Origin of the sequence: Pelagimonas varians (assembly GCF_003208435.1) — a bacterium.
Taxonomy (GTDB): domain Bacteria; phylum Pseudomonadota; class Alphaproteobacteria; order Rhodobacterales; family Rhodobacteraceae; genus Pelagimonas; species Pelagimonas varians.
Window position 1 is genome coordinate 180,183 of the sequence record NZ_QKMF01000003.1, and the last position, 21,136, is coordinate 201,318.

General features: G+C 53.9%; 23 protein-coding genes and 1 pseudogene. 9 read left to right on the top strand and 15 right to left on the bottom strand.

Annotation, left to right across the window (positions count from 1 at the left end):
* Nucleotides 1–28 precede the first annotated feature (28 nt).
* Genes C8N36_RS05250 through C8N36_RS05260 form a run of 3 tightly spaced genes read left to right on the top strand, consistent with a single transcriptional unit; the run spans nt 29 to nt 2,938 of the window.
* Nucleotides 29–931 carry a carbohydrate ABC transporter permease gene (locus C8N36_RS05250; RefSeq protein ID WP_097804742.1) on the top strand — a complete coding sequence of 301 codons (903 nt, stop codon included), beginning with the start codon at nt 29–31 and terminating at the stop codon, nt 929–931.
* Nucleotides 928–1,821: a carbohydrate ABC transporter permease gene (locus C8N36_RS05255; RefSeq protein WP_097804741.1), complete on the top strand. Its 894-nt coding sequence runs from the start codon at nt 928–930 to the stop codon at nt 1,819–1,821. The genes C8N36_RS05250 and C8N36_RS05255 overlap by 4 nt, the downstream gene beginning before the upstream one ends.
* 4 nt (nt 1,822–1,825) lie before the next feature.
* Nucleotides 1,826–2,938 (top strand): ABC transporter ATP-binding protein, encoded by a 1,113-nt coding sequence (locus C8N36_RS05260; RefSeq protein WP_097804740.1) that lies wholly within the window; start codon nt 1,826–1,828, stop codon nt 2,936–2,938.
* Between the two features lie 436 nt (nt 2,939–3,374).
* Here the strand turns inward: C8N36_RS05260 and C8N36_RS05265 are convergent, their stop codons facing one another.
* From C8N36_RS05265 to C8N36_RS05275, 3 genes are all read right to left on the bottom strand, one after another.
* Complete coding sequence (locus tag C8N36_RS05265; protein ID WP_097804739.1) at nt 3,375–5,180, bottom strand: PHA/PHB synthase family protein; 1,806 nt, start codon at nt 5,178–5,180, stop codon at nt 3,375–3,377.
* Nucleotides 5,181–5,288: 108 nt separating this feature from the next.
* The gene (locus C8N36_RS05270) at nt 5,289–5,726 is read right to left on the bottom strand and encodes a host attachment protein (RefSeq protein WP_170125810.1); all 438 of its coding nucleotides are present in this window, start codon (nt 5,724–5,726) and stop codon (nt 5,289–5,291) included.
* A gap of 782 nt (nt 5,727–6,508) precedes the next feature.
* A complete protein-coding gene (locus tag C8N36_RS05275; RefSeq protein ID WP_097804737.1) occupies nt 6,509–7,360 on the bottom strand; it encodes a delta-class carbonic anhydrase in 852 nt (283 codons plus the stop codon).
* A 711-nt stretch (nt 7,361–8,071) separates the two neighbouring features.
* On the opposite strand from C8N36_RS05275, the gene C8N36_RS24750 reads away from it, so the two are divergent.
* Nucleotides 8,072–8,290 carry a TonB-dependent receptor domain-containing protein gene (locus C8N36_RS24750; RefSeq protein ID WP_342769571.1) on the top strand — a complete coding sequence of 73 codons (219 nt, stop codon included), beginning with the start codon at nt 8,072–8,074 and terminating at the stop codon, nt 8,288–8,290.
* A 3-nt stretch (nt 8,291–8,293) separates the two neighbouring features.
* Nucleotides 8,294–8,710, top strand: coding sequence for a TonB-dependent receptor (locus tag C8N36_RS05285; RefSeq protein ID WP_097804735.1), 417 nt, complete (start codon nt 8,294–8,296; stop codon nt 8,708–8,710).
* Between the two features lie 65 nt (nt 8,711–8,775).
* Here C8N36_RS05285 and bfr read toward each other — a convergent pair.
* Together bfr and C8N36_RS05295 are read right to left on the bottom strand one after the other, a co-directional pair.
* Nucleotides 8,776–9,262, bottom strand: a pseudogene (bfr, locus tag C8N36_RS05290) (bacterioferritin).
* A 168-nt stretch (nt 9,263–9,430) separates the two neighbouring features.
* Nucleotides 9,431–9,712: a DUF2218 domain-containing protein gene (locus C8N36_RS05295; RefSeq protein ID WP_097804734.1), complete on the bottom strand. Its 282-nt coding sequence runs from the start codon at nt 9,710–9,712 to the stop codon at nt 9,431–9,433.
* Nucleotides 9,713–9,842: 130 nt separating this feature from the next.
* Between C8N36_RS05295 and C8N36_RS05300 the strand changes: the two genes are divergently transcribed.
* Genes C8N36_RS05300 through C8N36_RS05315 form a run of 4 tightly spaced genes read left to right on the top strand, consistent with a single transcriptional unit; the run spans nt 9,843 to nt 13,394 of the window.
* Complete coding sequence (locus C8N36_RS05300; protein ID WP_097804733.1) at nt 9,843–10,745, top strand: siderophore ABC transporter substrate-binding protein; 903 nt, start codon at nt 9,843–9,845, stop codon at nt 10,743–10,745.
* A 15-nt stretch (nt 10,746–10,760) separates the two neighbouring features.
* The gene (locus C8N36_RS05305; RefSeq protein WP_211318229.1) at nt 10,761–11,711 is read left to right on the top strand and encodes an ABC transporter permease; all 951 of its coding nucleotides are present in this window, start codon (nt 10,761–10,763) and stop codon (nt 11,709–11,711) included.
* Nucleotides 11,712–11,760: 49 nt separating this feature from the next.
* Entirely contained in the window at nt 11,761–12,645 is an 885-nt protein-coding gene (locus C8N36_RS05310; protein ID WP_425451770.1) for an iron chelate uptake ABC transporter family permease subunit, read from the top strand.
* On the top strand, nt 12,642–13,394 hold the full coding sequence (locus C8N36_RS05315) for an iron ABC transporter ATP-binding protein (RefSeq protein WP_097804730.1): 753 nt from the start codon (nt 12,642–12,644) through the stop codon (nt 13,392–13,394). The genes C8N36_RS05310 and C8N36_RS05315 overlap by 4 nt, the downstream gene beginning before the upstream one ends.
* 30 nt (nt 13,395–13,424) lie before the next feature.
* Here C8N36_RS05315 and C8N36_RS05320 read toward each other — a convergent pair whose 3' ends face one another.
* The 10 genes from C8N36_RS05320 to C8N36_RS05365 form a co-directional block, all read right to left on the bottom strand.
* Nucleotides 13,425–14,504: an energy transducer TonB gene (locus C8N36_RS05320; RefSeq protein WP_097804729.1), complete on the bottom strand. Its 1,080-nt coding sequence runs from the start codon at nt 14,502–14,504 to the stop codon at nt 13,425–13,427.
* Nucleotides 14,501–14,884, bottom strand: coding sequence for an ExbD/TolR family protein (locus tag C8N36_RS05325; protein ID WP_176527085.1), 384 nt, complete (start codon nt 14,882–14,884; stop codon nt 14,501–14,503). The genes C8N36_RS05320 and C8N36_RS05325 overlap by 4 nt, the downstream gene beginning before the upstream one ends.
* Complete coding sequence (locus C8N36_RS05330) at nt 14,881–15,228, bottom strand: ExbD/TolR family protein (protein ID WP_245910730.1); 348 nt, start codon at nt 15,226–15,228, stop codon at nt 14,881–14,883. The genes C8N36_RS05325 and C8N36_RS05330 overlap by 4 nt, the downstream gene beginning before the upstream one ends.
* 25 nt (nt 15,229–15,253) lie before the next feature.
* Nucleotides 15,254–15,961 (bottom strand): MotA/TolQ/ExbB proton channel family protein, encoded by a 708-nt coding sequence (locus C8N36_RS05335; protein WP_097804727.1) that lies wholly within the window; start codon nt 15,959–15,961, stop codon nt 15,254–15,256.
* Complete coding sequence (locus tag C8N36_RS05340) at nt 15,958–16,380, bottom strand: hypothetical protein (protein ID WP_245910731.1); 423 nt, start codon at nt 16,378–16,380, stop codon at nt 15,958–15,960. The genes C8N36_RS05335 and C8N36_RS05340 overlap by 4 nt, the downstream gene beginning before the upstream one ends.
* Before the next feature lie 175 nt (nt 16,381–16,555).
* Nucleotides 16,556–17,161, bottom strand: a complete 606-nt coding sequence (locus tag C8N36_RS05345) for a hypothetical protein (protein ID WP_097804726.1) — start codon at nt 17,159–17,161, stop codon at nt 16,556–16,558.
* A gap of 237 nt (nt 17,162–17,398) precedes the next feature.
* A complete protein-coding gene (locus C8N36_RS05350) occupies nt 17,399–18,172 on the bottom strand; it encodes an ABC transporter ATP-binding protein (RefSeq protein ID WP_097804725.1) in 774 nt (257 codons plus the stop codon).
* Nucleotides 18,169–19,164: a FecCD family ABC transporter permease gene (locus tag C8N36_RS05355; RefSeq protein WP_097804724.1), complete on the bottom strand. Its 996-nt coding sequence runs from the start codon at nt 19,162–19,164 to the stop codon at nt 18,169–18,171. The genes C8N36_RS05350 and C8N36_RS05355 overlap by 4 nt, the downstream gene beginning before the upstream one ends.
* Nucleotides 19,161–20,165 carry a FecCD family ABC transporter permease gene (locus tag C8N36_RS05360; RefSeq protein ID WP_211318224.1) on the bottom strand — a complete coding sequence of 335 codons (1,005 nt, stop codon included), beginning with the start codon at nt 20,163–20,165 and terminating at the stop codon, nt 19,161–19,163. The genes C8N36_RS05355 and C8N36_RS05360 overlap by 4 nt, the downstream gene beginning before the upstream one ends.
* Nucleotides 20,162–21,079: an ABC transporter substrate-binding protein gene (locus C8N36_RS05365; RefSeq protein WP_211318225.1), complete on the bottom strand. Its 918-nt coding sequence runs from the start codon at nt 21,077–21,079 to the stop codon at nt 20,162–20,164. The genes C8N36_RS05360 and C8N36_RS05365 overlap by 4 nt, the downstream gene beginning before the upstream one ends.
* Nucleotides 21,080–21,136 lie beyond the last annotated feature (57 nt).

The following is a 21,136-nucleotide window of genomic DNA, read 5'->3' on the forward strand; positions in this document are numbered from 1 at the left end:
CGGGGGATCCGCCCCGGCGCAGATTCAAATGGCACCCCGCACCCATAGCACCGTCCCGCTTGGCCAAAAAATAGAACTCTGGCTTCCCCGGTTCGTCGTCTCACCGCTCTTTGCGCTTAGCCTGTTCTTTGTTTACGGGTTCATTCTCTGGACGGTTTACATCTCGTTTACGAAATCCGGTGTGATGCCGAACTATTCGTTCGAAGGCCTTTCACAATACGAACGGCTGTGGGCCACGCCACGGTTGTATGTGGCGCTTGGCAATATGTTCGTATTCTCGGCGCTATTCATCGGAATAAGTCTGGCAATCGGGATCTTTCTGGCGATTCTTCTTGATCAGCGTGTCCGCATCGAAGGTGTGATCCGAACGATCTATCTTTATCCGATGGCGCTGTCGTTCATCGTGACCGGAACGGTCTGGAAATGGATCCTCAACCCCGGTCTGGGCATTCAGAATTTCGTTCGAAAAGCCGGGTTCGAGGAGTTCACCTTCGATTGGCTCGTCAACTCGGACTATGCGATCTACACCATCGTCATCGCTGCCGTCTGGCAGTCTTCGGGCTATGCGATGGCGCTATTTCTGGCGGGATTGCGGTCGGTTGATGATGAAATTCTGAAGGCCGCTGCAATAGATGGAGCGGGCAGCTTTCGCACTTATTTCAGTGTCGTGCTGCCGATCATGCGCCCGGTATTTTTGTCAACTGTGATCATTCTTGCGCATCTGGCGATCAAAAGCTTCGACCTTGTCATTGCCCTGACAGGCGGAGGGCCGGGCTATGCTACAGCTATGCCAGCGACTTTCATGTATTCTTTTGCGTTCCAGCGCAGTGAGTTAGGCGTTGCGGCAGCAAGTGCCGTGATGATGCTCGCGACGGTTATCGCGATCGTGGTTCCCTACCTGTATTCCGAATTACGGGGGACCAAACAATGAGCCGCAATAACTTGGGCGGAATAGTTCAACAAAAAGGGACGCGGCATCTGATGATGCGCACGCTGCTGTTCCTGACGCTTGGCGTGTTCTGCCTGTATTACCTAATCCCCCTGATCGTCATGATTGCCACCTCATTGAAGTCACTCGAAGAAATCCGCGCGGGGTCACTGCTGAGCCTGCCGCAGGACGTCACCTTTGATGCGTGGGCCAAAGCATGGAGTTCAGCCTGTGTCGGGGTGCGTTGCGATGGCCTGAAGCCGTTTTTCTGGAACTCAGTCGCGATGGTTGTGCCTGCGGTCACGATTTCGACGATTCTTGGCGCGCTCAACGGATACGCACTGACGAAATGGCGCTTTCCCGGCGCGGACATCATATTCGCGCTGATCCTTTTCGGTGCCTTCATTCCGTTTCAGGTGATCCTGTTGCCGATGGCCCGCACGCTTGGTGTCTTGGGGCTTGCGGGGACGATCCCGGGGCTGGTTCTAGTGCACGTCATCTACGGCCTAGCCTTTACCACGCTGTTTTTCCGAAATTTTTTCATCGGTGTATCCAGTGGGATCATACAGGCAGCCCAGATCGACGGCGCTGGCTTTTTCGGGATCTTCTTTCGGATCGTCCTGCCCATGTCATTGCCTGCGGTTGTGGTAACAGTGATCTGGCAATACACGCAAATCTGCAACGACTTTCTGTTTGGCATCGCCTTTACAGTCGGTGACAGCAACCCGGTTACGGTCGCGCTGAATAACGTGGTGAACACGTCGACGGGTGTGAAGGAATACAATGTTGATATGGCTGCTGCGATCATCGCCGCACTGCCGACATTGGCGGTTTATGTGATCGCTGGGGCGTATTTTGTTCGCGGTCTGTCCGCCGGCGCAGTAAAGGGGTAGCGCGATGTCTGATATTCGTCTGGAAATGGTCAAAAAGAATTTTGGCGCGACCGAAGTCATCAAGGGCATTGATCTGGCCATTGATCCCGGAGAATTCGTAGTGCTGGTCGGGCCGTCGGGCTGTGGCAAGTCAACTCTGCTGAACTTGATAGCCGGGCTTGAGACGATTACCGAGGGCAACATCTATATCGGTGGCAAGCGGGTCAATGACACCCCGCCGCGCGACCGCAACATCGCAATGGTGTTTCAATCCTACGCTCTCTACCCGACCAAGACAGTGCGCAACAATATCACCTTTGGCATGGTGTCACGTGGTATTCCCAAGGCGGATCAGGATGCAGCTGTCGCAGAAATCAGCACGCTGCTGCAGATCGAAAGGTTGTTGTCGCGCAAACCCGGTCAACTTTCGGGCGGCCAGCGCCAAAGGGTCGCAATGGGGCGCGCGTTGGTGCGCAAGCCAGATGTTTTTTTGTTTGATGAGCCGCTTTCAAACCTCGACGCCAAGCTGCGCATCGAGATGCGGACCGAGATCAAAAAACTGCACCAGCGGCTGGGCAAAACCATCGTCTATGTGACCCATGACCAGATCGAGGCGATGACGCTTGCCTCGCGGATCGCGGTCATGGACAATGGCCACATCCGGCAATTTGCCGATCCCAAGACAATCTATGAGGATCCCGTCGATTTGTTCGTGGCCGGATTCATGGGCTCCCCGCCGATGAACATGATGCCTGGAAAGATTCGCACGCTAGGTGGTCAGTGTGTGGTCTCAACCGGCGGTCCAGAGGACGAACCACTCGATTTTCTGCTGCCACCTGCGTTATCAGAGCGGGCCTGCGGGCAGGAAGGACGAGACGTGATCCTGGGACTGCGCCCCGAGGCGATTTTTGCAGCCGGTACTGAACTGCCTGGCGCGAACCGGTTCATTTTCGAACGCCCGATCAGCGTGGTCGAGCCGACAGGCCCGGATACCATGATCTTGTTTCACCACGCCGGACTGGACGTTGTCGCGCGTGTCAGGCCAGAAGACGCGCGGCCTGAGGGAACACTCTTCATGTTTGAGGCCGATATGGAAAAGGCCAAGCTTTTTGACGCAAAAACAACGCTGCGCATTTGATATGTGCACAGTCTGCAACACATGACCTGTCTTTCAAACAAGGCTCTGTAAATGGCTCTGTCGCAAATAACTGCGTGAAGGGCATCATGGAGTTGTTGTGTTAGGTGCCTGCCTCCAAATTTGCATGTGAGCTGCCAGCTGTGACGGCTGATTTCAAAGGCACCAAAGCCCCGAGAGCGTTATTGTACGCGGTGTTTTTCTGCGTCAGCTACAGGGTGTCATGCCGAGATTTGGAAGCAGTCATGGCCGGGCACGGTGTAGACGTCGACCATGCCACGCTAAACCGTTGGGGTGTTAAACTCACGCCACCAAATGCTGCAAAGGCCCGGGTTGGATAGACGCCCGCGGCCATCTTTTGGCGAGATGGACAAGACAGCTTTGCGTTGCAGAATTTGAAAAGCTTTTCCAGTTGGTTATTTTCCCATCTCTCGCGTCACTATGTTTGATGAACATACGTTCCGGGAGCAGCGCAAGGGGGTTCAAAGCCTGGTGAGAGGGGGCCAGATTGAGGCGGAGATACCAGATCGCTGCTGTTCTCATTTAGCCAATTCGTGTATTCAGGCCACCAAGATCCAGAGACCGCAGTTTGTCGAAAAAGCCAAAGATCGGGCCCTTTGTAAAGTGCGCCAGCAGCCCGATGCCCAATTCTATAGTGGCGGTCGGCATGTCCGGGTTCGCTCAGAATTCCGCCATTGTGACCGCCCTTTGTCAGAACGAAAGTCAAATCGCAGTCTGTGAAAAGCTGGATTTTATAGACCGATCGCCAGGGCGCAATGTGATCGGTCTCGGTTGCGATGACAAACATCGGTGTCGAAATATCTTTCAACGCAATGACCCGTCCTTCTACTGCAAAACGCCCTGCAGTCAGGCGGTTTTCCAAAAACAGACCGCGCAGGTACTCTGAATGCATCCGCGCAGGCATCCGTGTCGTATCGCCGTTCCAAACGCCAATATCTGTCGGCAAGTCCTCTTTCCCAAGAAAATAACGGTTCACCGCACGGGTGTAGATAAGGTCTTCAGCACGAATAGCGGAAAACGTTCGCGCCATCTGTGGGCGATCTAGATACCCTTGGCTCCACATCATATCCTCAACGAAAGCAATCTGGCTTTCATCAACGAACATGAGCAATTCACCAGCTTCGGCGAAATCCACCTGCGTGGCCATCAATGTAACGGAGGCAAGTCTTTCATCGCCATCTCGCGCCATTGTCGCGGCTGTGATGGCCAGCAAGGTGCCCCCAAGGCAATACCCGTTGGCATGAACCTTCCGGTCTGGAACAATCGTATTGATCGCGTCCAGTGCCGCCAGCACGCCGTTTATTCGATAGTCTTCAAGCGATAAACCCGATAGATCCGCAGTCGGGTTGCGCCATGAGATCATGAAGACCGTAAACCCTTGTTGCACCAGATAGTTGATCATCGAGTTGTGCGGCGAGAGGTCGAGAATGTAATATTTCATGATCCAGGCAGGAATGAACAAGATAGGCTCTGCCTGAACCTGATCGGTCTGGGGCGCGTACTGAATCAATTCGAACAGAGTGTTACGAAACACGATCTCCCCGGGCGTGCAGGCCAGATCGACACCGATTTCATATCCTTCGGGTGCAGGTTTATGGGTCTGGGTGAGCGTTTGGATCATGTCTTCGGTAAGATGAAAGGCTCCGTCCACGAGATTTCTGCCGCCTGTTCTTGCCGTTTCGGCAATGATCTCGGGGTTCATCCATGGCAGGTTCGAGGGGGCACCAAAATCCAGCAACTGCCGCATCTGGAAACGGGTGCGATCAGCGTCTTGTTTGTGAAGCCCGCGCATGTTGTCCGTTGCTTGGTCCCACCAATCCTGCATCGCTAGGAAGCCCTGTTGCCAGAAGATAAAGGGGGCATTGTTCCAAGAGGGATCAACAAAGCGGTGATCGTAATCTTTCGGCTGAAAAGGGGGGGTGCTGTCTTTGCCTAACAGTGTGCTGGCAGAATGCCGCAACAGTTTTAGCACGTTGGACTGAGCGCGCTCGGTGAGTTCCAACTGGCGCCCGGGTGAGCGGTTCAGATGCATGGCCCAATCGCTCCAGGCTTCGTAGGCTGAATGAGGGGATATACCGCCCGCCATCTTTGCAACGGCGGCCCGAATGGCACGATCAATATCATAATGCTTGTGCTGCGGTTCGGCCGTTATGTCCGTTGGTACCAACGTCGTTGGCACGCGTGCTTTGCCAACCTTGGCCTGTTTCGATGTGGATTTGTTCAAGTGCCGGGCTCCAAAATAGTGATGCAGGAATGTCGAGCCGCTCGCAGGCCGGCCTAACCGTATCAAACCCCGGCGCTGTCAATCCGCTGTCGTCCGACTGCATCGTTTCTAGATGGCAAGCACATCATCGAAGTGCTTTGGCAATTCCATGACCGGTACCTGTGTCAAGTCTTTGTCCAACTCTGCGATAACCAGCTTTGAGACCTTTTCGGACAACGCTTTTCGTATGCTGCTCAGCATGTGGGGCCCGGCAGCAATAACAAGCTGCTTGTAGTCACCTTGTTTCAGCGATGTTTCCAGAAAATCACAAATACTAGCTGCGAATTCTGCTTCCGCCTGCGCCTTGGGGTCTGATTGCTCGACGGCTGAAACACCCGGACCGACCCTGCTATGGCTCACTCCGGCCCTGTCTGCATAGAGCCTTGGGGGGGCCGCTTGCAGGGTTTCGACAGTTGCAGGAACCAACCCGCTGCCCCGCCCCGGATTGACAAAGAACTTCGCTACTCTGGAATTGGCGAGTACAATCATCGTTTTGCTTGTCTTCACAGTTTTGCTCCTGTTTTGCTCTGCTTTCTTCAAATCTGACATAAGCCTAGTTTTCTTGAGCAGGGCGCAATTGACGCAAATCAACGAAGATGGATTTAGGGGACCAAAAAACACTCGGGCCATGGCCGTCGGTTCTGTCGAAAACTCCCTCAATGGCTGGGTGAGAAGTTACGCTCGACACAATTTTCCAGCGAGAGCCGCAAACAGCGTGAAAATGCGACGCACCATTTTGACCAAACGGCTCCTTGCGGATCACGTCTGCGGCTTCGATCCCTGCCAGTGTCGCTGCAGCCAAATAGAAGGCCAGGAAGCCTAGCATTTGGGCGATTTTTGAGAGAAGGAATTCGGTCTTTGCGCCGAATGGACCACATAATCGGATCTGCCCCCAACCCAACGGCGTTTCAGTTGGCTGGAGATGTTTTGATGCGTGAGAGGGTCTGACCTGTATTCGCGCCTTGTCATCGGCCGTGCTGTCGCAAATTGGATGAAGCGGGGCTTGGATCTTTTGCGACGCGACACTCATCCAAAACTGGTCGATTTAAGCAACATATTCACCACCCAAACCGTTCGCCGTCGGTCGCTTATACAAGCGCGAAACAGCGGAACCAATTAAGGGGGCCATCGAACGAAGAGATGTCAAAGCCAACTCAAGATTATCGAGCCTGAGTACTCATCAAAACCAATCGTTGCGTCTCTACCTAAAACGCGTCGGCTTTGGGCAAAACAACTGTTCACCTAAGAACAGGGCAAGCATCAAAACCTACCCTGCTCTTATTCCCAAATCAGTTGATTGGCGACAACAAGCTGGGGTTAGTAACCAGATTGCGCACGCCGTGTGCGTGGTTTTCCCCAAACGGGTTGTCGCTAAGCCACTTGCCAACAGAGGCAATATTCAACTTGGCCACTCCCGGGCGCACACTCCAGGTTACCTGGAATGGTGACGCTTTTTCGTTATAGCCGGGGCCGGTGGTTGAGCCTTCATATACGACCGGTTGCCCCAAATCAGTTGGAAGGTTAGGGACCTGATTTATACCTTCGACTTTTTCAATGTGGGCCATTTCGGTGAAATCGACACCTCCCTCAGACACAAGAACGGCCACGACCGTCTCTACCCGCAGCTGCGGATTGCCGATAGCGTCGCTTAAACAGGTGCCGAGGCCATTGCCCAAAGTCGCTTGCGCCGTCGAGTGTACAAAATGGATCTCGATCGTATCTCCCGGCACGAGGTCGCCATGTTCGCTTTTGCCGACGGACATGTCGATTGGTGCGCGCTCGGCGTCAGTGAGGGCACCGTCGTACTTGAAGCCGGTGCCATAGCCGTTTCCGTCGCCGTTGCCCGCATAGGTGGTAAAGCCACCTCCCTTGTGCTCGGCGTTTTCATGAAAATGAATGTCGCACAGCATCATGTTACCCACGTCTGGGGCAGATCCGAAAACACGTTGGTTGACGCCATCCAGCGCATCAATGTCACGCGGCGATTGTGGTCCAAATCCTTGGCCCTGCGTCGCGGCGGATAAGGTTGCACGCTGCGCGGCGATGACATCATCCGAAACGGTATGACCATCGGTTGCAGCGTACGCAGTAGATTCAAGCATTGCGACCGAAAGGCTGAGCAGCAAAATTTTGTTGAGCATAATTCTTCCTGTAAAGATGCGGGCAAAATCCCCCTTTCAGGCGAACACATTTCAACCCTCAGATCAACAGGAGCTCTTCAGTTCCTCAGAATTTATAGGCTTTGCGGGATGGATCATATCGTCTGGTTTCCCAAGAAAATCACCAGTGCAAAAGCCATGAAAAAACGAGAAGTTGCCTGTCCCGCCCAGAACTACAAACCGAGCGAGACCCGTCGTGACACATTCTCGGAAAAAATATGTGCGTCAAGCCTTTGAAGAACCGACCCTGATCCGGCTTTTTTGTGGAATCCCGGCGGCCATCTGTCAAGCGGGCACAATATGACAAGGAGAGCATAGATGCTGCATCTGGGTTAAGTTGCCGTGGAGACGTTCTAATCTGTGCAAAACCCGGTTCCTGCATATAGGCGACCTTGCTGCTGCTGTAGTATATGTTGTAGTGACATAAACCTGTGAACCGCTGCTTCCGTCAAATTGCGCTGCACCCGCGCAGGGCTGTTAACGGCGGTTCTCCACCCTTCATCGATCTACCAAATGCCACAATGCAGCTTCCCCAAACCAGCCTTTGGAGCATTGTTGCAGCAATCTTGACGGCTGGATGGCAGCACTGCGAACAAAGCGACTGTCACAAGCTCTCCGTTTGGGCCGGCCTCGACGACGCTCCTGCATTCGGACGCCAGCATTCGGACACTGTCATTCTTTGCCCAGCTCTATCTGGAAACATCTGCCGGGTCAGGCGGGGTGACTACCGGCAACCCGGATCTCAATCCAGAGACTTCGACAACTTCTGAAATCGGTAGACGGATCGACCACGATGGTTTTAGCTTCGACGGTACGTTGTTTTACTCAAAAGCGCGGGACTACATCACAACGGTGGCAATGGCGACATCACGCGAATTTACCTACCAAAACGTGAACTCCGCCAAAAGTTGAGGTGTGGAAATCAGCGCCGAGTATCAATCAAGCCTGTGGCAGTTGCGCCCCTATACCAAGGCAGAATACCTGCAACGCGAATTCACCTACGCCAATGGCTATAACACCAAAGAAAGCGGCTCCCCGGAGTTTTCCGCGACGATTGGTGTCCGTCGGGATCGGGAGTTGCAGGGGATTTCGGGTGAATGGGACCTGTTTGCTACTGGTGAAAAGAAGGCCGTTTTGCGCGATTCTTCGGGCGATATTGCGAACAAAGCGGACGCCTATGCGACATTGAATTTGCAGATCTCAGCAGATTTGAACGATCAGTTTTCGCTTAGCTTGGCGGCCGGAAATCTGTTGAACGAAAGCTATCAACCCATCGACCAATACGAAGGGGCGGGGCGCAACATTAGATTGGTTTTGAACGCCAAATTCTAACCGTTTGTAGAAGCACAAAAAGGGCGCTGTCAAAGCGCCCTTTACCTGTCCGTGATGCCCTGAATTTACTCGGCCTCATAGTAGGTCGAGGCATTGAGCTGAATATAAGCGGTTTCGCCCAGCTTGTTGAAAAGCTCGATCTGAGTTTCGAGGAAATCGATATGGCCCTCTTCGTCGACCAACAGCTCTTTGAACGGTTTCATTGTCACGTAATCTTTGGCTTCAAAACACACATCGCGGGATTCGCGATACAGTTTTTGCCGCGCTTTCTTCGCCCGCCAGATCGGCCTCGAGGGTTTATTGAACAGTCTGACCAATGCGCAGCAGGTTGAGTTTTTGCAAATTTGGATGACCACCAAGCGTGATGATGCGCTGGATCAAACTATCTGCATGTTCCATCTCTTCGATGCTTTCCGCACGGTTTTTCTTGGCCATTTTGCCAAGGCCCCAGTCCTCTTCTCGGCGGTAATGTAGCCAGTACTGGCTCACTGCGGTCAACTCATTGCGCAAGGCGGCGAAAAGGACTTCAATGACTTTGGGATCGCCGCTCATAACTGGTTCCTTTTTTCCGAGGCGCACAAAAATGCGCGCGGTCTGGATTTTGGGAATTTGGCTAACTGACGTTTGGCTTATTCCAGACTGCACCCGAAAAACGAAAGTTACAACACTTGGCCTCGGCCATATTACTGAATGAATTCAGTGTGTTTTGGTCGGGTTCACCTATTCCCAGTTCATGTGTTTGAAGTCTTCACGAAAGGCGAACCGCTCCAGATGACTGTCGATTACTGACTTCGCCATCTCGATATGGTCCTGGTTATCAAGCGCAAACTCCACTGTCAATCTATTGTCATCTGCCTTGAGGGTCGCATTGCCCATCGGAAAGACGCAGGTGCCCTCGGAGTCTCTGTGAGTAACTTCGATTTTATGAGCGAAGTGTTTGCACAGCTGCCCAAGGTATTTGGACGCATTGGGGGTTTCAAAACTGCCTGTGAGGTGAAGCATCGAATTTTCCTTATCTGATAGATTTTGTCAGTTAAGACTTGCCTCGCCTTTTTCAAGCGCCTAATCAAGCCCCAATATTTTGAGCAAAGCCAGCCAAACGGTCAGCCATGCAGCAATCAGGAGAGTCCGAATGCTGAGAACGCTATCCGTTTCCATGGCCCTTTCGCTGGCCGCCATCGCGTCACCACTGGCCGCTGAAACTATTTCTGTTGAAACTTACGCAGGTGCCGTTGATGTGCCTGTTTACCCAGAAAAGATTGCCGTTTTTGATGTGGCATCGCTGGATACGCTAGACGCGCTTGGTGTGAAACCGACCGGCGTTGTTGGTCCGATTTTTGTGACATATCTGGACGCCGCCAAAGAGGGTGCCGCGCCCATCGGATCCTTGTTCGAACCTGATTTTGAAGCCGTCGCTGCAATGGCACCAGACCTGATCGTTGCCGGTGGTCGGTCGTCCAAAGTTGCGCCCGACTTGGCCAAAATCGCTCCAACTGTCGACATGACAATTTGGGAAGACACTGTTGGGCAGGGTTTGGCGCGTTTGGAGGCCTTTGGCAAAATATTTGGCAAAGAAGCCGAAGCCGCGAGCCTGACAGAGGCATTCACCACCAAATTGGATTTCACAAAAGCAATGGCCGCCGATCAGGGGAGCGCTCTGATCATCATTACAAACGGGCCTAAGATTTCCGCCTATGGATCGGGTGGTCGGTTTGGATGGTTGCATAGCACAATCGGTTTGCGCGAGGCAGTCGAAGCTGTCGAACAAGCCACCCATGGCGAAGCCATCAGCTTTGAGTTTATCCGCGACGCCAACCCGGACGTCTTGATAGTGATCGATCGTCAGGCCGCAATCGGCAAGGATGGTGATCGTGCCCGAGCCACATTGGATAACGCTTTGGTTCACGAAACCAACGCTTGGAAGAACGGCAAGGTGATCTATCTCGATAGCGCGCCACTTTACATTGCCGGTGGTGGAATTCAGTCGATGGGAATGACCCTAGATCAGATCACAGCTGCCTTTTCAGGCCACTGATCTATGACACGGCGTATGGCGGGATTTTTGGGGATATTGACCCTCATGGCGCTCGCCGTGTTGTCACTTTTTGTTGGGGTCATCGACATGGATCCGTCTGATTTATTCAGGGATCCTGAGGCAATACGCCTTGTGATAACAAGTCGTTTTCCGCGTACAATTGCCGTGATCATCACGGGGGCGGTTCTGGCCATTGCCGGCACAATCATGCAACAAATTTTGCGCAATCGGTTTGTGGAGCCCATGACCACAGGAACAGGGCAGGGCGCGGCACTAGGCATTTTGCTGGCGACGGTTATGATCCCATCTGCTCCGCTTTTGGTGCGTATGGGGTTCGCCTCTGGCACAGCTTTGCTGGCCTCGATCGGTTTCTTGTTGATCGTGCGCCGATTGCCCCCGACTCAACCCTTGCTCGTACCCTTGGTTGGGTTGGTTTATGGTGGACTTCTTGGTGCCGCGGTGACCTTTGTTGCCTATCAGTATGACCTGCTTCAATACATCGATGTCTGGATGACTGGCGAATTTTCGGGCGTGCTCAAGGGGCGGTACGAGTTACTCTGGATTGCCGCGCTTGTTGGGGCTTTGACCTATCTGGTGGCGGATCAATTTTCAATTGTTGGGCTGGGGCGCACCGTGTCGCTGAACCTTGGGTTGAACTATACTCAGGTGGTTTTGATTGGTTTAGTCTCGATTTCAATCGTAACGGCGCTGACAGTTGTGACCGTTGGAATGATCCCCTTTGTTGGCCTTGTGGTGCCCAACATCATCTCGCGGCGCTTTGGGGACAATCTACGCCAGACCCTACCCATGGTTGCCATAATGGGGGCCGGGTTGGTGTTGATCTCGGACATTCTGGGGCGGGTTTTGCGGTACCCGTTTGAAATTCCGGTTGGCACGGTGTTTGGTGTTATCGGTGCGGTGGTTTTCTTGTGGCTGCTGTACGCGAGGCCGCACCATGCACGCTAAACGATTGGTGGCATTGGCACTGATATTAGCCGTGTGTTGCTTCGCTTATATGACCATGGGGGCCAAGGGAAACTGGTCATTCGTCCTGCCTTTTCGGGGCGGGAAATTGATTGCACTAATCCTTGTCGGCGTGTCGGTTAGCACGGCAGGGGTACTATTCCAGACCATCACTCAAAACCGCATTCTAACCCCTTCTATCATAGGTTTTGATGCCCTCTATGTGATGCTCTTGACGGGGGCCGTGTTTTTTCTAGGCGGCCATGGGTACGTGCAGTTACCCCTCATTGGGCTTTTCCTTGTCAATGTTGGGTTGCTTGTCGGCGCGTCGCTAATCTTGTTCGGCAGTCTGCTGTTTCAAACCACGCATGATCTGATGCGCCTAATCCTAACGGGCATCATTTTCGGCACGCTGTTTCGATCTCTGACATCCTTTATGCAGCGTATGATTGACCCAAATGAGTACTTTGTCATCCAAGTTGCGAGCTATGCGCGCTTTACCTGGGTAGACACGGATTTGCTGCTTATTGCCAGTGCCTTGACAGTTTTGGCCCTAGCTGCATGCTGGCGGATGCGCTTTCGGCTAGACGTGTTGGCCTTGGGCCATGACGCTGCCATAAACCTCGGGGAAAACCCAAAACGCGGACAAGTCCAAGCGTTGATCCTCGTTGCGATTTTGGTCTCTGTTTCTAAGGCCTTGGTTGGGCCAGTGGCCTTTCTGGGGTTGGTAGTTGTTTCTATCGCTCACTTGGTAACACCCGGCCCGTACCACTCGGTTCTGCTACCGTCTTCGGCCCTGATTGCCGCGATCACTCTGGTTGGCGGTCAAACGATACTGGAGCGGGTGCTTCGCCTTTCGACGCCACTGTCGGTGGTCATTGATGCCTTGGGTGGCCTCTTGTTCCTAGCTCTGCTTTTGAAAGGATTGCGCAAATGATACGCGTTTCAGGCCTGTCATATCACTATGGGGCGGTGCCAATCTTGCATGACCTCACACTCGATATTCCGCGCGGAGGGGTCACGGCTTTGGTCGGTCCAAATGGAGCGGGAAAGTCCACTCTGCTTGGTCTGATTGCCCGCCTCATGTCGATGCAGGCAGGTCGAATTCTAGTGGATGATTTGGACGTCGCGAACACCCCCGGCGATGTATTGGCCCGCAAACTTGCCATCCTTCCGCAAGCGTCAGAAGTGGCCCCGCGGCTGAGCGTTTCGGAACTGGTCAGCTTTGGCCGCTACCCGCATCACAAGGGCCGTCCAAGTGCCGATGACAGGCGAAAAGTTCAGGAGGCCCTTGCGGCGTTTGACCTTACCGCCATGGCCGAGCGGTCATTGGACAGTCTCTCCGGCGGCCAGCGCCAGCGCGCGCATGTTGCCATGACATTTGCGCAAGATACCGAATATGTGCTTTTGGACGAGCCCCTAAATAACCTGGATATCGCGGCTAGCCGGTCGTTGATGAAACTATTGTGCGGGGTGGCGCACGATCATGGACGGACCGTTGTCACAGTCCTGCATGACATCAATTACGCCAGTGCCTACGCAGACCACATTGTGACGCTCAAGGGCGGGCGGTTGGGGCCGTCGGGAGCACCGGCGGATGTGGTTTCCAACGACATGCTGAAATCAGTTTTCGGAACCGATGCGCATGTTGTGCAATCGGGCGGTAGGACATTGGTTCAGGTTTGACCGGCGGGGCCACGCAGTGGCGGTTGCCGATCATTTCCAAGTAAGCGTAAACGAGAAAGACCTCTTTGCACCGGCCGGTGGCTTAGGGACGCGGCCCAATCGCCGGATCGCTGCCGCAGCCTTGGCATTGGATGATGTCACGCTCGAAAGCTGGCCATTGGCCGATATTCTGATTGTCACATTTGCCCGTCCTCGGCCCCGCACATTTGCGCGACGCTTGATGTAGGACACCACTTTTCCGGGGTAATTGCTGGCTGCGGCATTGCCTGCGCGGTCTTTTTTCCCATCTGATCCGCTTGATCTCGCTGTTGCTCCGGCTTTGCCCGTGCTCGAGCCTGCCCGCGCATTGACTGTGCTGTTTCCGCGCGATGCAGGTTCGGGTTTGGCGGGTGCTGTGGCCCTTGGTTTAGGTTCAGGTTTTGGCTTGGCGCGCGGTTGGGGTTTGGGTTTGTGCACGGTCTCAAATTCCCGACTGCGCATCCGGGGTCTCAGCGACGATGACACCGCAGCGGTTTCCGGTTTCGGAGCGGTCACCATTTGCGGCTCGACCGGTGACGCAACCTCTTTTGGCAGTGGTGCCATGGCGGGGGCAACTGGCGTAGGCTCAAGTGGATTTACGGCTTGAACCGGGGTTAGGGTTGACAAAACTGGCAAGGCCGCTTGCATAACCGGGGCCGCAAGCGGTTCATGTATAGCCATCTGTGGCGATGGAGCGTCCATTGCCACGACAGGTGCAGCGCTTTGTGGGACCAATTGTTGTGGCGTCGCCAGTTCAGGTTTTTTCGCCATTTCCGATGTGATCGTCGCGGCTTTGGCCGGTTCACCCAAATCGGGTTTAACCAAATCTGGGGTTTCGGGTTCAACGGCCTCCTTGGGCTGTTCTTCAGCCTCTTCCGGCTCAACAGGTTCTGCTGTTTCGGTGGTTTCTGTCACGCCCATGACGCCCATTGCCATATCGGCGAAACTGGTGCCCAATTTGGCATGGGCCGCGCCCGAGGCCCCCTCGACTTCAAGTGTGACGTCAGGAGTTGCGACCAACGCCAGAGCACCATGAGTGGCAACTGCCAAAACGAGGGCAGACCCTTTTAACACGCGAGACGAGGCGATCATTGCAAAGCTCTTTCTGTCACGATCAAAACCTTTTCGGCCCCGGCAGCGCGCAGGTCTGCACCAATACGAACCAAGTCTTTGGCGGGGAGATTGCGATCGGGCACAATCCGCAAAGGGCCGGTTTCGTAGTTGAGTTTGGTCAAAACCTCAGCAGCATCGGCGACCGGTTCTGCAAAGACCGATAGCCGTCCATCAGGGTAAACGACAAGCGCATCCGCTGGGGCGTTCCCCTGCAACTCGGAGGTTTGCACAAGGGTCAAACCCGTGTCGACGGACCTTGCCACGGTGCCTGCAACCAAGAAAAAGACCAACATCAAGAAGACGATATTGATAAGGGCAATAGTCGGTTCCCGTTCCGTTTTTTTGCGTTTTCGGATCATGATGCCCCCAAAACCGTGGCGCTAATTCCCGGCACATTGCGCAAGGTGACCAGCAGGTCGGTCAAGCGTTGTGAGGAAACACCGCTGCGCAGCGCAATGATAACGGGCAATTTGGACGAGTCAGTTTTTTGATCCAGCAATGTCTGGGGCAAGTCGGACAGGGCCAGAGTTTGGCCGTTGAGGCCAAGCGTGTCCTCGCCTAGTTGAAGGAAAAGCGGGCGAACATCGGACGGGGCTGCCCCGCCGCCAGCCGCAGTCAATTCGACCTCGGCAAAGCGGGTAAAGGTTGATGTTAGCATAAAGAACAACAGCAATAAGAAGATGACATCGATTAGTGACGTCATCGATAATCGCCGTCTTTGGCGGCGTTTACGCATGGCTTGGTGTCGCAAGAGGAGGTAGGCCCGTGGCATCATCGGCACTTTGGATCTGTGCGCCTTTCGCACCTGTGCCGGGATTTGAGCCAGAGTTTAAGCCAGGGCTTAAGATTGAGGCAATCGCTTGGCCTGCCAGAACTCGATCACGATCGAGGCGAACCTCAAACCAGCTGAGGACAACGGAGGTCGGCATGGCAATGACCAGCCCGACCGCCGTGGTCAATAGGGCCACCCAAATACCACCGGCAAGAATGGATGGATCAACTTGTGATCCGGCTTCTTGTAACGCCTGAAACGCGGAAATCATGCCAAGCACCGTGCCAAAAAGCCCGAGCAGGGGCGACAGTTGCGCGACGCTATCAAGAAAGCGCAACCCACCTTCAAGTTTGGCAAAACGGGTTTCAGCTTCGGTCTCTAATCGGGTGCGATCAAACCCGAGCGAAAACCCCATTTTGATAACAGGTGCGAGATAACTGGTTGAAGCACTAAGCTCTTTTTTCGCTTGTTTTGGATGACCACCATCCCAGACTTGAATGGCACGGACCAAAGCACGATGACGCCCAACGCCAGCGGCCGAAAATTGCCAAAGCTTGTAGAGCATGACAGCCAAAGTCAGGACCGAAACGGCCAGCATGACCAATATGACAGGTCCACCGAGATCGTAGATATCCATCAAAGCAGTTTGCAAAAACGCGATCATCCCTGCACCTTGATTGGCGTGCGACTTCCAAGTTTGAGGTCGTTGAGGCAAGCGTTGACCGGCAGGTCAGCACCGTCGCATTGATTTGCACCGTTGATCAATACCATCGACAGATTGGCGCAACTTAGATTTGGAACCATGAATTGGCGCACCCGAGGACGTTTGGCTGGCAATGCTCCAAAGTCAAACAGCATCATGCGATTGACCTGTTGGTTTTGGTCAAAAAGGACGGCCTCATAGACCGCTTTTTCAACACTTGCATCATGGGCGTTGGTGATCAAAAAACTAAGCGTACAGCCAGTTTCACTGGGTTGAGCTGCGTTGAGTTCAATCGACAGTTGCTGTTCGAGCGTGGTTTGCGCAACGGCCACTGAGCTCAAAAATAACCCACACAAAAGAGTGGTTTGAAAAAGTGTCATATTCGGGTCTCCTAGCCTGAAATCGACGGTGCTTGCACCTGTTCGCGTGGCTAGAAGGAGGGATACTTTGGCTTGTCGAACGGTGTCTTTTTTACATGCGCTCCCCGGTTGCGCAATAGCTTAGTTTTTTAGTTGGTTTCTCTACGGGCGCAGATCGTTCCGTTGGACGCAGACATCATGCATTGCCCCAAGCTTTTGGAGACAATGCAAAGCTAAGCCCAATGCCAAATCTCTTACAACGACAGCAGACGCTGCGCTGGCCAATCAGACTGGCACTAGGACAAGCGGTTTTGAATTTCTGGGCCATGGGTTTGGTTTGGGCGCATTTTTCCGAAAACGGCGCTCGAAAACGTGCGATATTCCGGCCCAACCTACCGGTGACTTCCAAGAAATGAACTGGATCATTGCCTTCGCAAAGCAGCAGGGCATTGGCATGCGCCAGACTTTTCTGGCCGCGCCTCACCGCTGAGAGCGTCCCGATAAGCAACCTCTCGTCGGAACAAAGGTACTGAGCACAATTTGAGCAATTCGGATTGGAAAACTGAAAACCGCTTTGGCGACTGCATCGCATCGCATTTACAACCCCAATGACGTTATTCAAGATTTCAGCCTCATGCGCCCCGGCAAAGTAGGTATGAGCAAGCTGTACGCAGCGCATCCGCTCTTGTTCCATGGGCGAGGCGTAGGTGCGAAACAGGTATCGCATCATCTCAAGAAGAGCGATCTCGTCTTGATCCAAGCCAGCTTGGTCTACTCGGGTTTGGGCCTTGCTATTGTTCATAGGAAGACACCGGTTTCAGTTTCGGATGGTGGAAACGGGGGCACATGTCAGGCTTCCTTTCGTTTCCGAAGAGGCGGCTTGAGTATCACTCAAGCACATGGCTTTGCTCACCCTACAGGTCTCTTCGAAAGGTCTTTCAAATTGGCTGGCGCGGAGGGGCGTTAGCAGTGTTAATATTAAGTTGACAAAAATACTCAGGTAAATCAAGGGCCGTTTTTGCTCAGGTAAAAAAATTCGTCAATCCCTTGGCAGGGGGCTGATCACAGAGGTGCCTGTAATCGGATCCGGGTAAACGTTGGCCCGAATGCCATAGACATCCAGCACCAAGTCTTGGGTGATTACGTCATGCGGCGCGCCTGCCTGAACCAAAGAACCTTGCTTCATTACAATGACATCACTTGCAAATCGGGCGGTTTGGGCGACGTCGTGTAGCACGCAGACAACCGTTTTGCCCTTGCGATGCAAAAGGTACATCAAATCGAGCACCTCATATTGATGCCGGATATCGAGAAAGCTGGTCGGCTCGTCGAGCAAAATATAAGGGGTGTTTTGGGCGACGCACATGGCAATGAAGGCCCGTTGTTTCTGACCTCCAGACAAATCCGTTACAAGGGAATTGCGTAGGCCATTTAGTGAAACCAGCTCAAGCGCTTCGTCGGTTTTTGCTATGTCCAATGCGCTGCGGAGGCCGAACAGGTTTTGATAGGGCGCACGTCCGTAGCCAACCAGTTGCTCAACCGTGATGCCGGCCGGAACCACAGGGTGTTGCGGTAAAAAAGAGATAAGTTGCGCCAATTGCTTAAAGGAGAGGGGGGAAATATCGGTGCCATCGATTGTGATCTGGCCTCTGGTTTTCGTAATGTGGCGGGTGATGGTTTTGAGCAAGGTGGATTTGCCACATCCGTTTGGGCCGATCAGAGCGGTCAAGCTTCCTTTGGTAATTGTGGCTGTGATGTCAGAGAGCTGAAAGCCGGAATATCCAGAAGTGACATTGGATAATGTAATGGTCATTGCGCGTCTCCCTCGCGGCTAGAGAGCAAAAGAAAGACAAAAAATGGTGCGCCAAACAGCGCGGTAAGAATGCCTGCAGAGATTTCGATGGGGGGCAGAAAAGCGCGCCCGACGCCATCTGCCAAGGTCACAAGGCATGCGCCCACCAACATAGCTGCGGGTATCAGCACGGCATGGTGCCCGCCCACCAAACGGTGCGCGATATGGGGGGACATTAACCCGACAAAACCTATCACGCCAACGGCTGAAACACTTACGGCAGCCAATCCAGCGGCGATTATCAAGAGCGCCAAACGTAGGTGTTTGACCGGCTGGCCAAGGCTTTGAGCTTGCTCGGCCCCTAGCTTCAACAAATCAAGTTTAAAAAAAAGAGCGAAGGCCAAGCTGCAAAGAAAGACGAGGACCGGCGACACCATCATCACATGTTGCCACCCCCGCGCCCAAAGTGAGCCGGTCAGCCAGACCAAAGGGGCGGAGATTTCGTAGGTATCTGCTGTCACCATGATAAAATCCACACCGGCATCGGCGGTCATTCCAACGGCGATTCCGACCAATGCCAAACGGGCAGGGGCTACGGGGCGAAGTTCGGCCAGAAATAAAATGATGCCCGCAGCCAGGAGACCGCCGGTTGTGGCTATTACCGGCAACCATGACATCGCTAAATCTGGGGCAATCATTGCGCATAGAAGCACCGCCAGCGCAGCGCCAGAATTGACGCCAATGATTTTTGGGCTGGCCAATGGATTTCGAAGCAAGGCCTGAATGATGACCCCCGACAGCGCCAAAGAAGCACCGGTGATTAAGGCCAATATCATACGCGGCAGGCGCGAGCGATTGATGATGTAGCTTTGTTTGTCGCCTTCGAGATCAAACAAAGTGTTGATGATCGTTTTCAGTGGAATGTCGATGGCACCCGCCGACAAGCCATACAGCAAAGAAATTACAGTGGCAGCCAACAATGCGAGCAAAGTCAGAGGTGGGCGCAGTGTCATAGCAAGTCCTTGGACCGGAGCGTTTGCCACAAAAAGAACGGCGCGCCCAAAAGGGCCGCAACGACGCCTATTGGTGTCTCGATTGGGGCTGTCAGCGTTTTGGAGAGCCCATCGGCGATCATCAAAAGGCCGGCCCCCAGCAGCGCGGTCACAGGGACCAATAAGCGGTGGTCATGTCCTGCCAAAGGGCGGGCAAGGTGCGGAACGACCAATCCGGCAAAGGCAATCGGCCCGGCTGCGGCTACGGAAACGCCCGTAAGACCCGCCGCCAAACCCGCACCCAGAAACAAAGTCAGGCGGGGATCAAGGCCAAGCCCTTTGGCCGAGTCCTGACCCAATGCCATGATGTTGAACTTGGTTGCCATCAGCATAGTGGCGGCAAATCCAACACCTGCGAAACATGCCAATTTGGAGGTCTCGCGCCAACGAATGTCGGAGATGTCACCGACAGTCCAGCGGACCACTGATCTGGCCAGCTCATCTTCGAGAGTGAAGGCAAAGCGCACCAAAGCAAAGGACAAGGCACCAACCGCAATCCCGCCAAGGATTAAGCGGGTAGGCTCCATTTTTCCGGAAAACCCGCCCGAAATAGCAAAGGTCAACAGCCCGGCCATCAAGGCTCCGAGGGTCGCGGTGACCTCAATAGAAAACGGCAAAACTCCCGGAAGGATAAGCGAGAGTGTGACTCCAAAAGCGGCCCCTTGGTTAATCCCCAATATCGCAGGAGAGGCGAGAGGGTTGCGGGTAAGTGCCTGCAAAGCCAACCCTGCCAAACCAAGGTTGATGCCCAAACAGGCCGCAGCCCCCATCCGTGGCAAGCGGATTTCGAAAACCACGTCGCGGGCAAGCCCGGTTGGATGCCAAAGATCCGTTAGGCCGACGTCCGAACGCCCACCCGTCGCCGCAGAGAATAACCCGCCAGTGATGAAAAGTAGGAGAATGATCAATGTGGCAGGTAGACTGGGAGCGAAGGATGCCCGCGGCGCGGCAACATGGCTCACTCGGACTGGCCCATGATGTCCAAAATGTCTTTGGCTGTTAGCTCAGCCGCCAACATGCCGCGCAGGCGCGACCAATTATGTGCCGTGACATTGAAAACCCGACCGGATTGGACTGCTGTGAGGTTTTTAAACAGCGAGTCTTCGGCCAGCCCATCGACAAAAGAAGGGTCCGTGTAGGCCCCGAAAATCAAGATGTCTGGGTTCACTTCTGACAGTTGTTCCAGCGTAGTTGGGACGTAAATTTTTTCATAAACGCCCCCGTCCTTGGGCATCATGTTGCTGTCAAATCCAAACATCTCCAAGAGCGATCCATTGTATGACACCGGCGCGTGGAGCCACAAGCCTTTGGCATTTGTGACGCCAAACTGCGCGGAAACCCCTTTGGTAAGGGGGGTAATCTGGGCGCTGTAAACCGCCATCGTCTTTTTATGTGCCTCGACCCGCGCGTTCATTTCATCCGATTTGCCGATTGCGTCGCCAATGATGGCCATTTGTTCAACCGAGGCATGGTAGTCACCCGCCAAGCTATCAAGGACAATTGTTGGGGCGATTTCAGAGAGTTGATCAAAGGCTGCCGCGTGGCGCTTTTTGTCTGCGATGATCAGGTCCGGGGCCAGAGAGGCAATCAGTTCAAGGCTGGGTGCCTTGCGTGTGCCGACCGACACCCAATCATTTCCAATCTTGTCCGTATAAGCGGGGATAACTCGATCACGTTTGTTGTCGTCAGCAACACCGACAGGGGCAACTCCTACTGAAGCCAGAGCATCAATAAAGCTAAATTCCAAGACCACTATGCGCTGTGGGCTGTCTGGAACTTTTGTCGTGCCAAGCTCATGGGTGATGTTACCGGCGTAAGCCGGAAGGGCGGGGATACTAAAAGCCAGTGTTGCGGCCAGCATGCGGATCAAGGTCATCGCAATCTCCAAATTCAGGGTTTGGTGGCTGGTGCGAAACGCTGGCTAGGCTTGCGC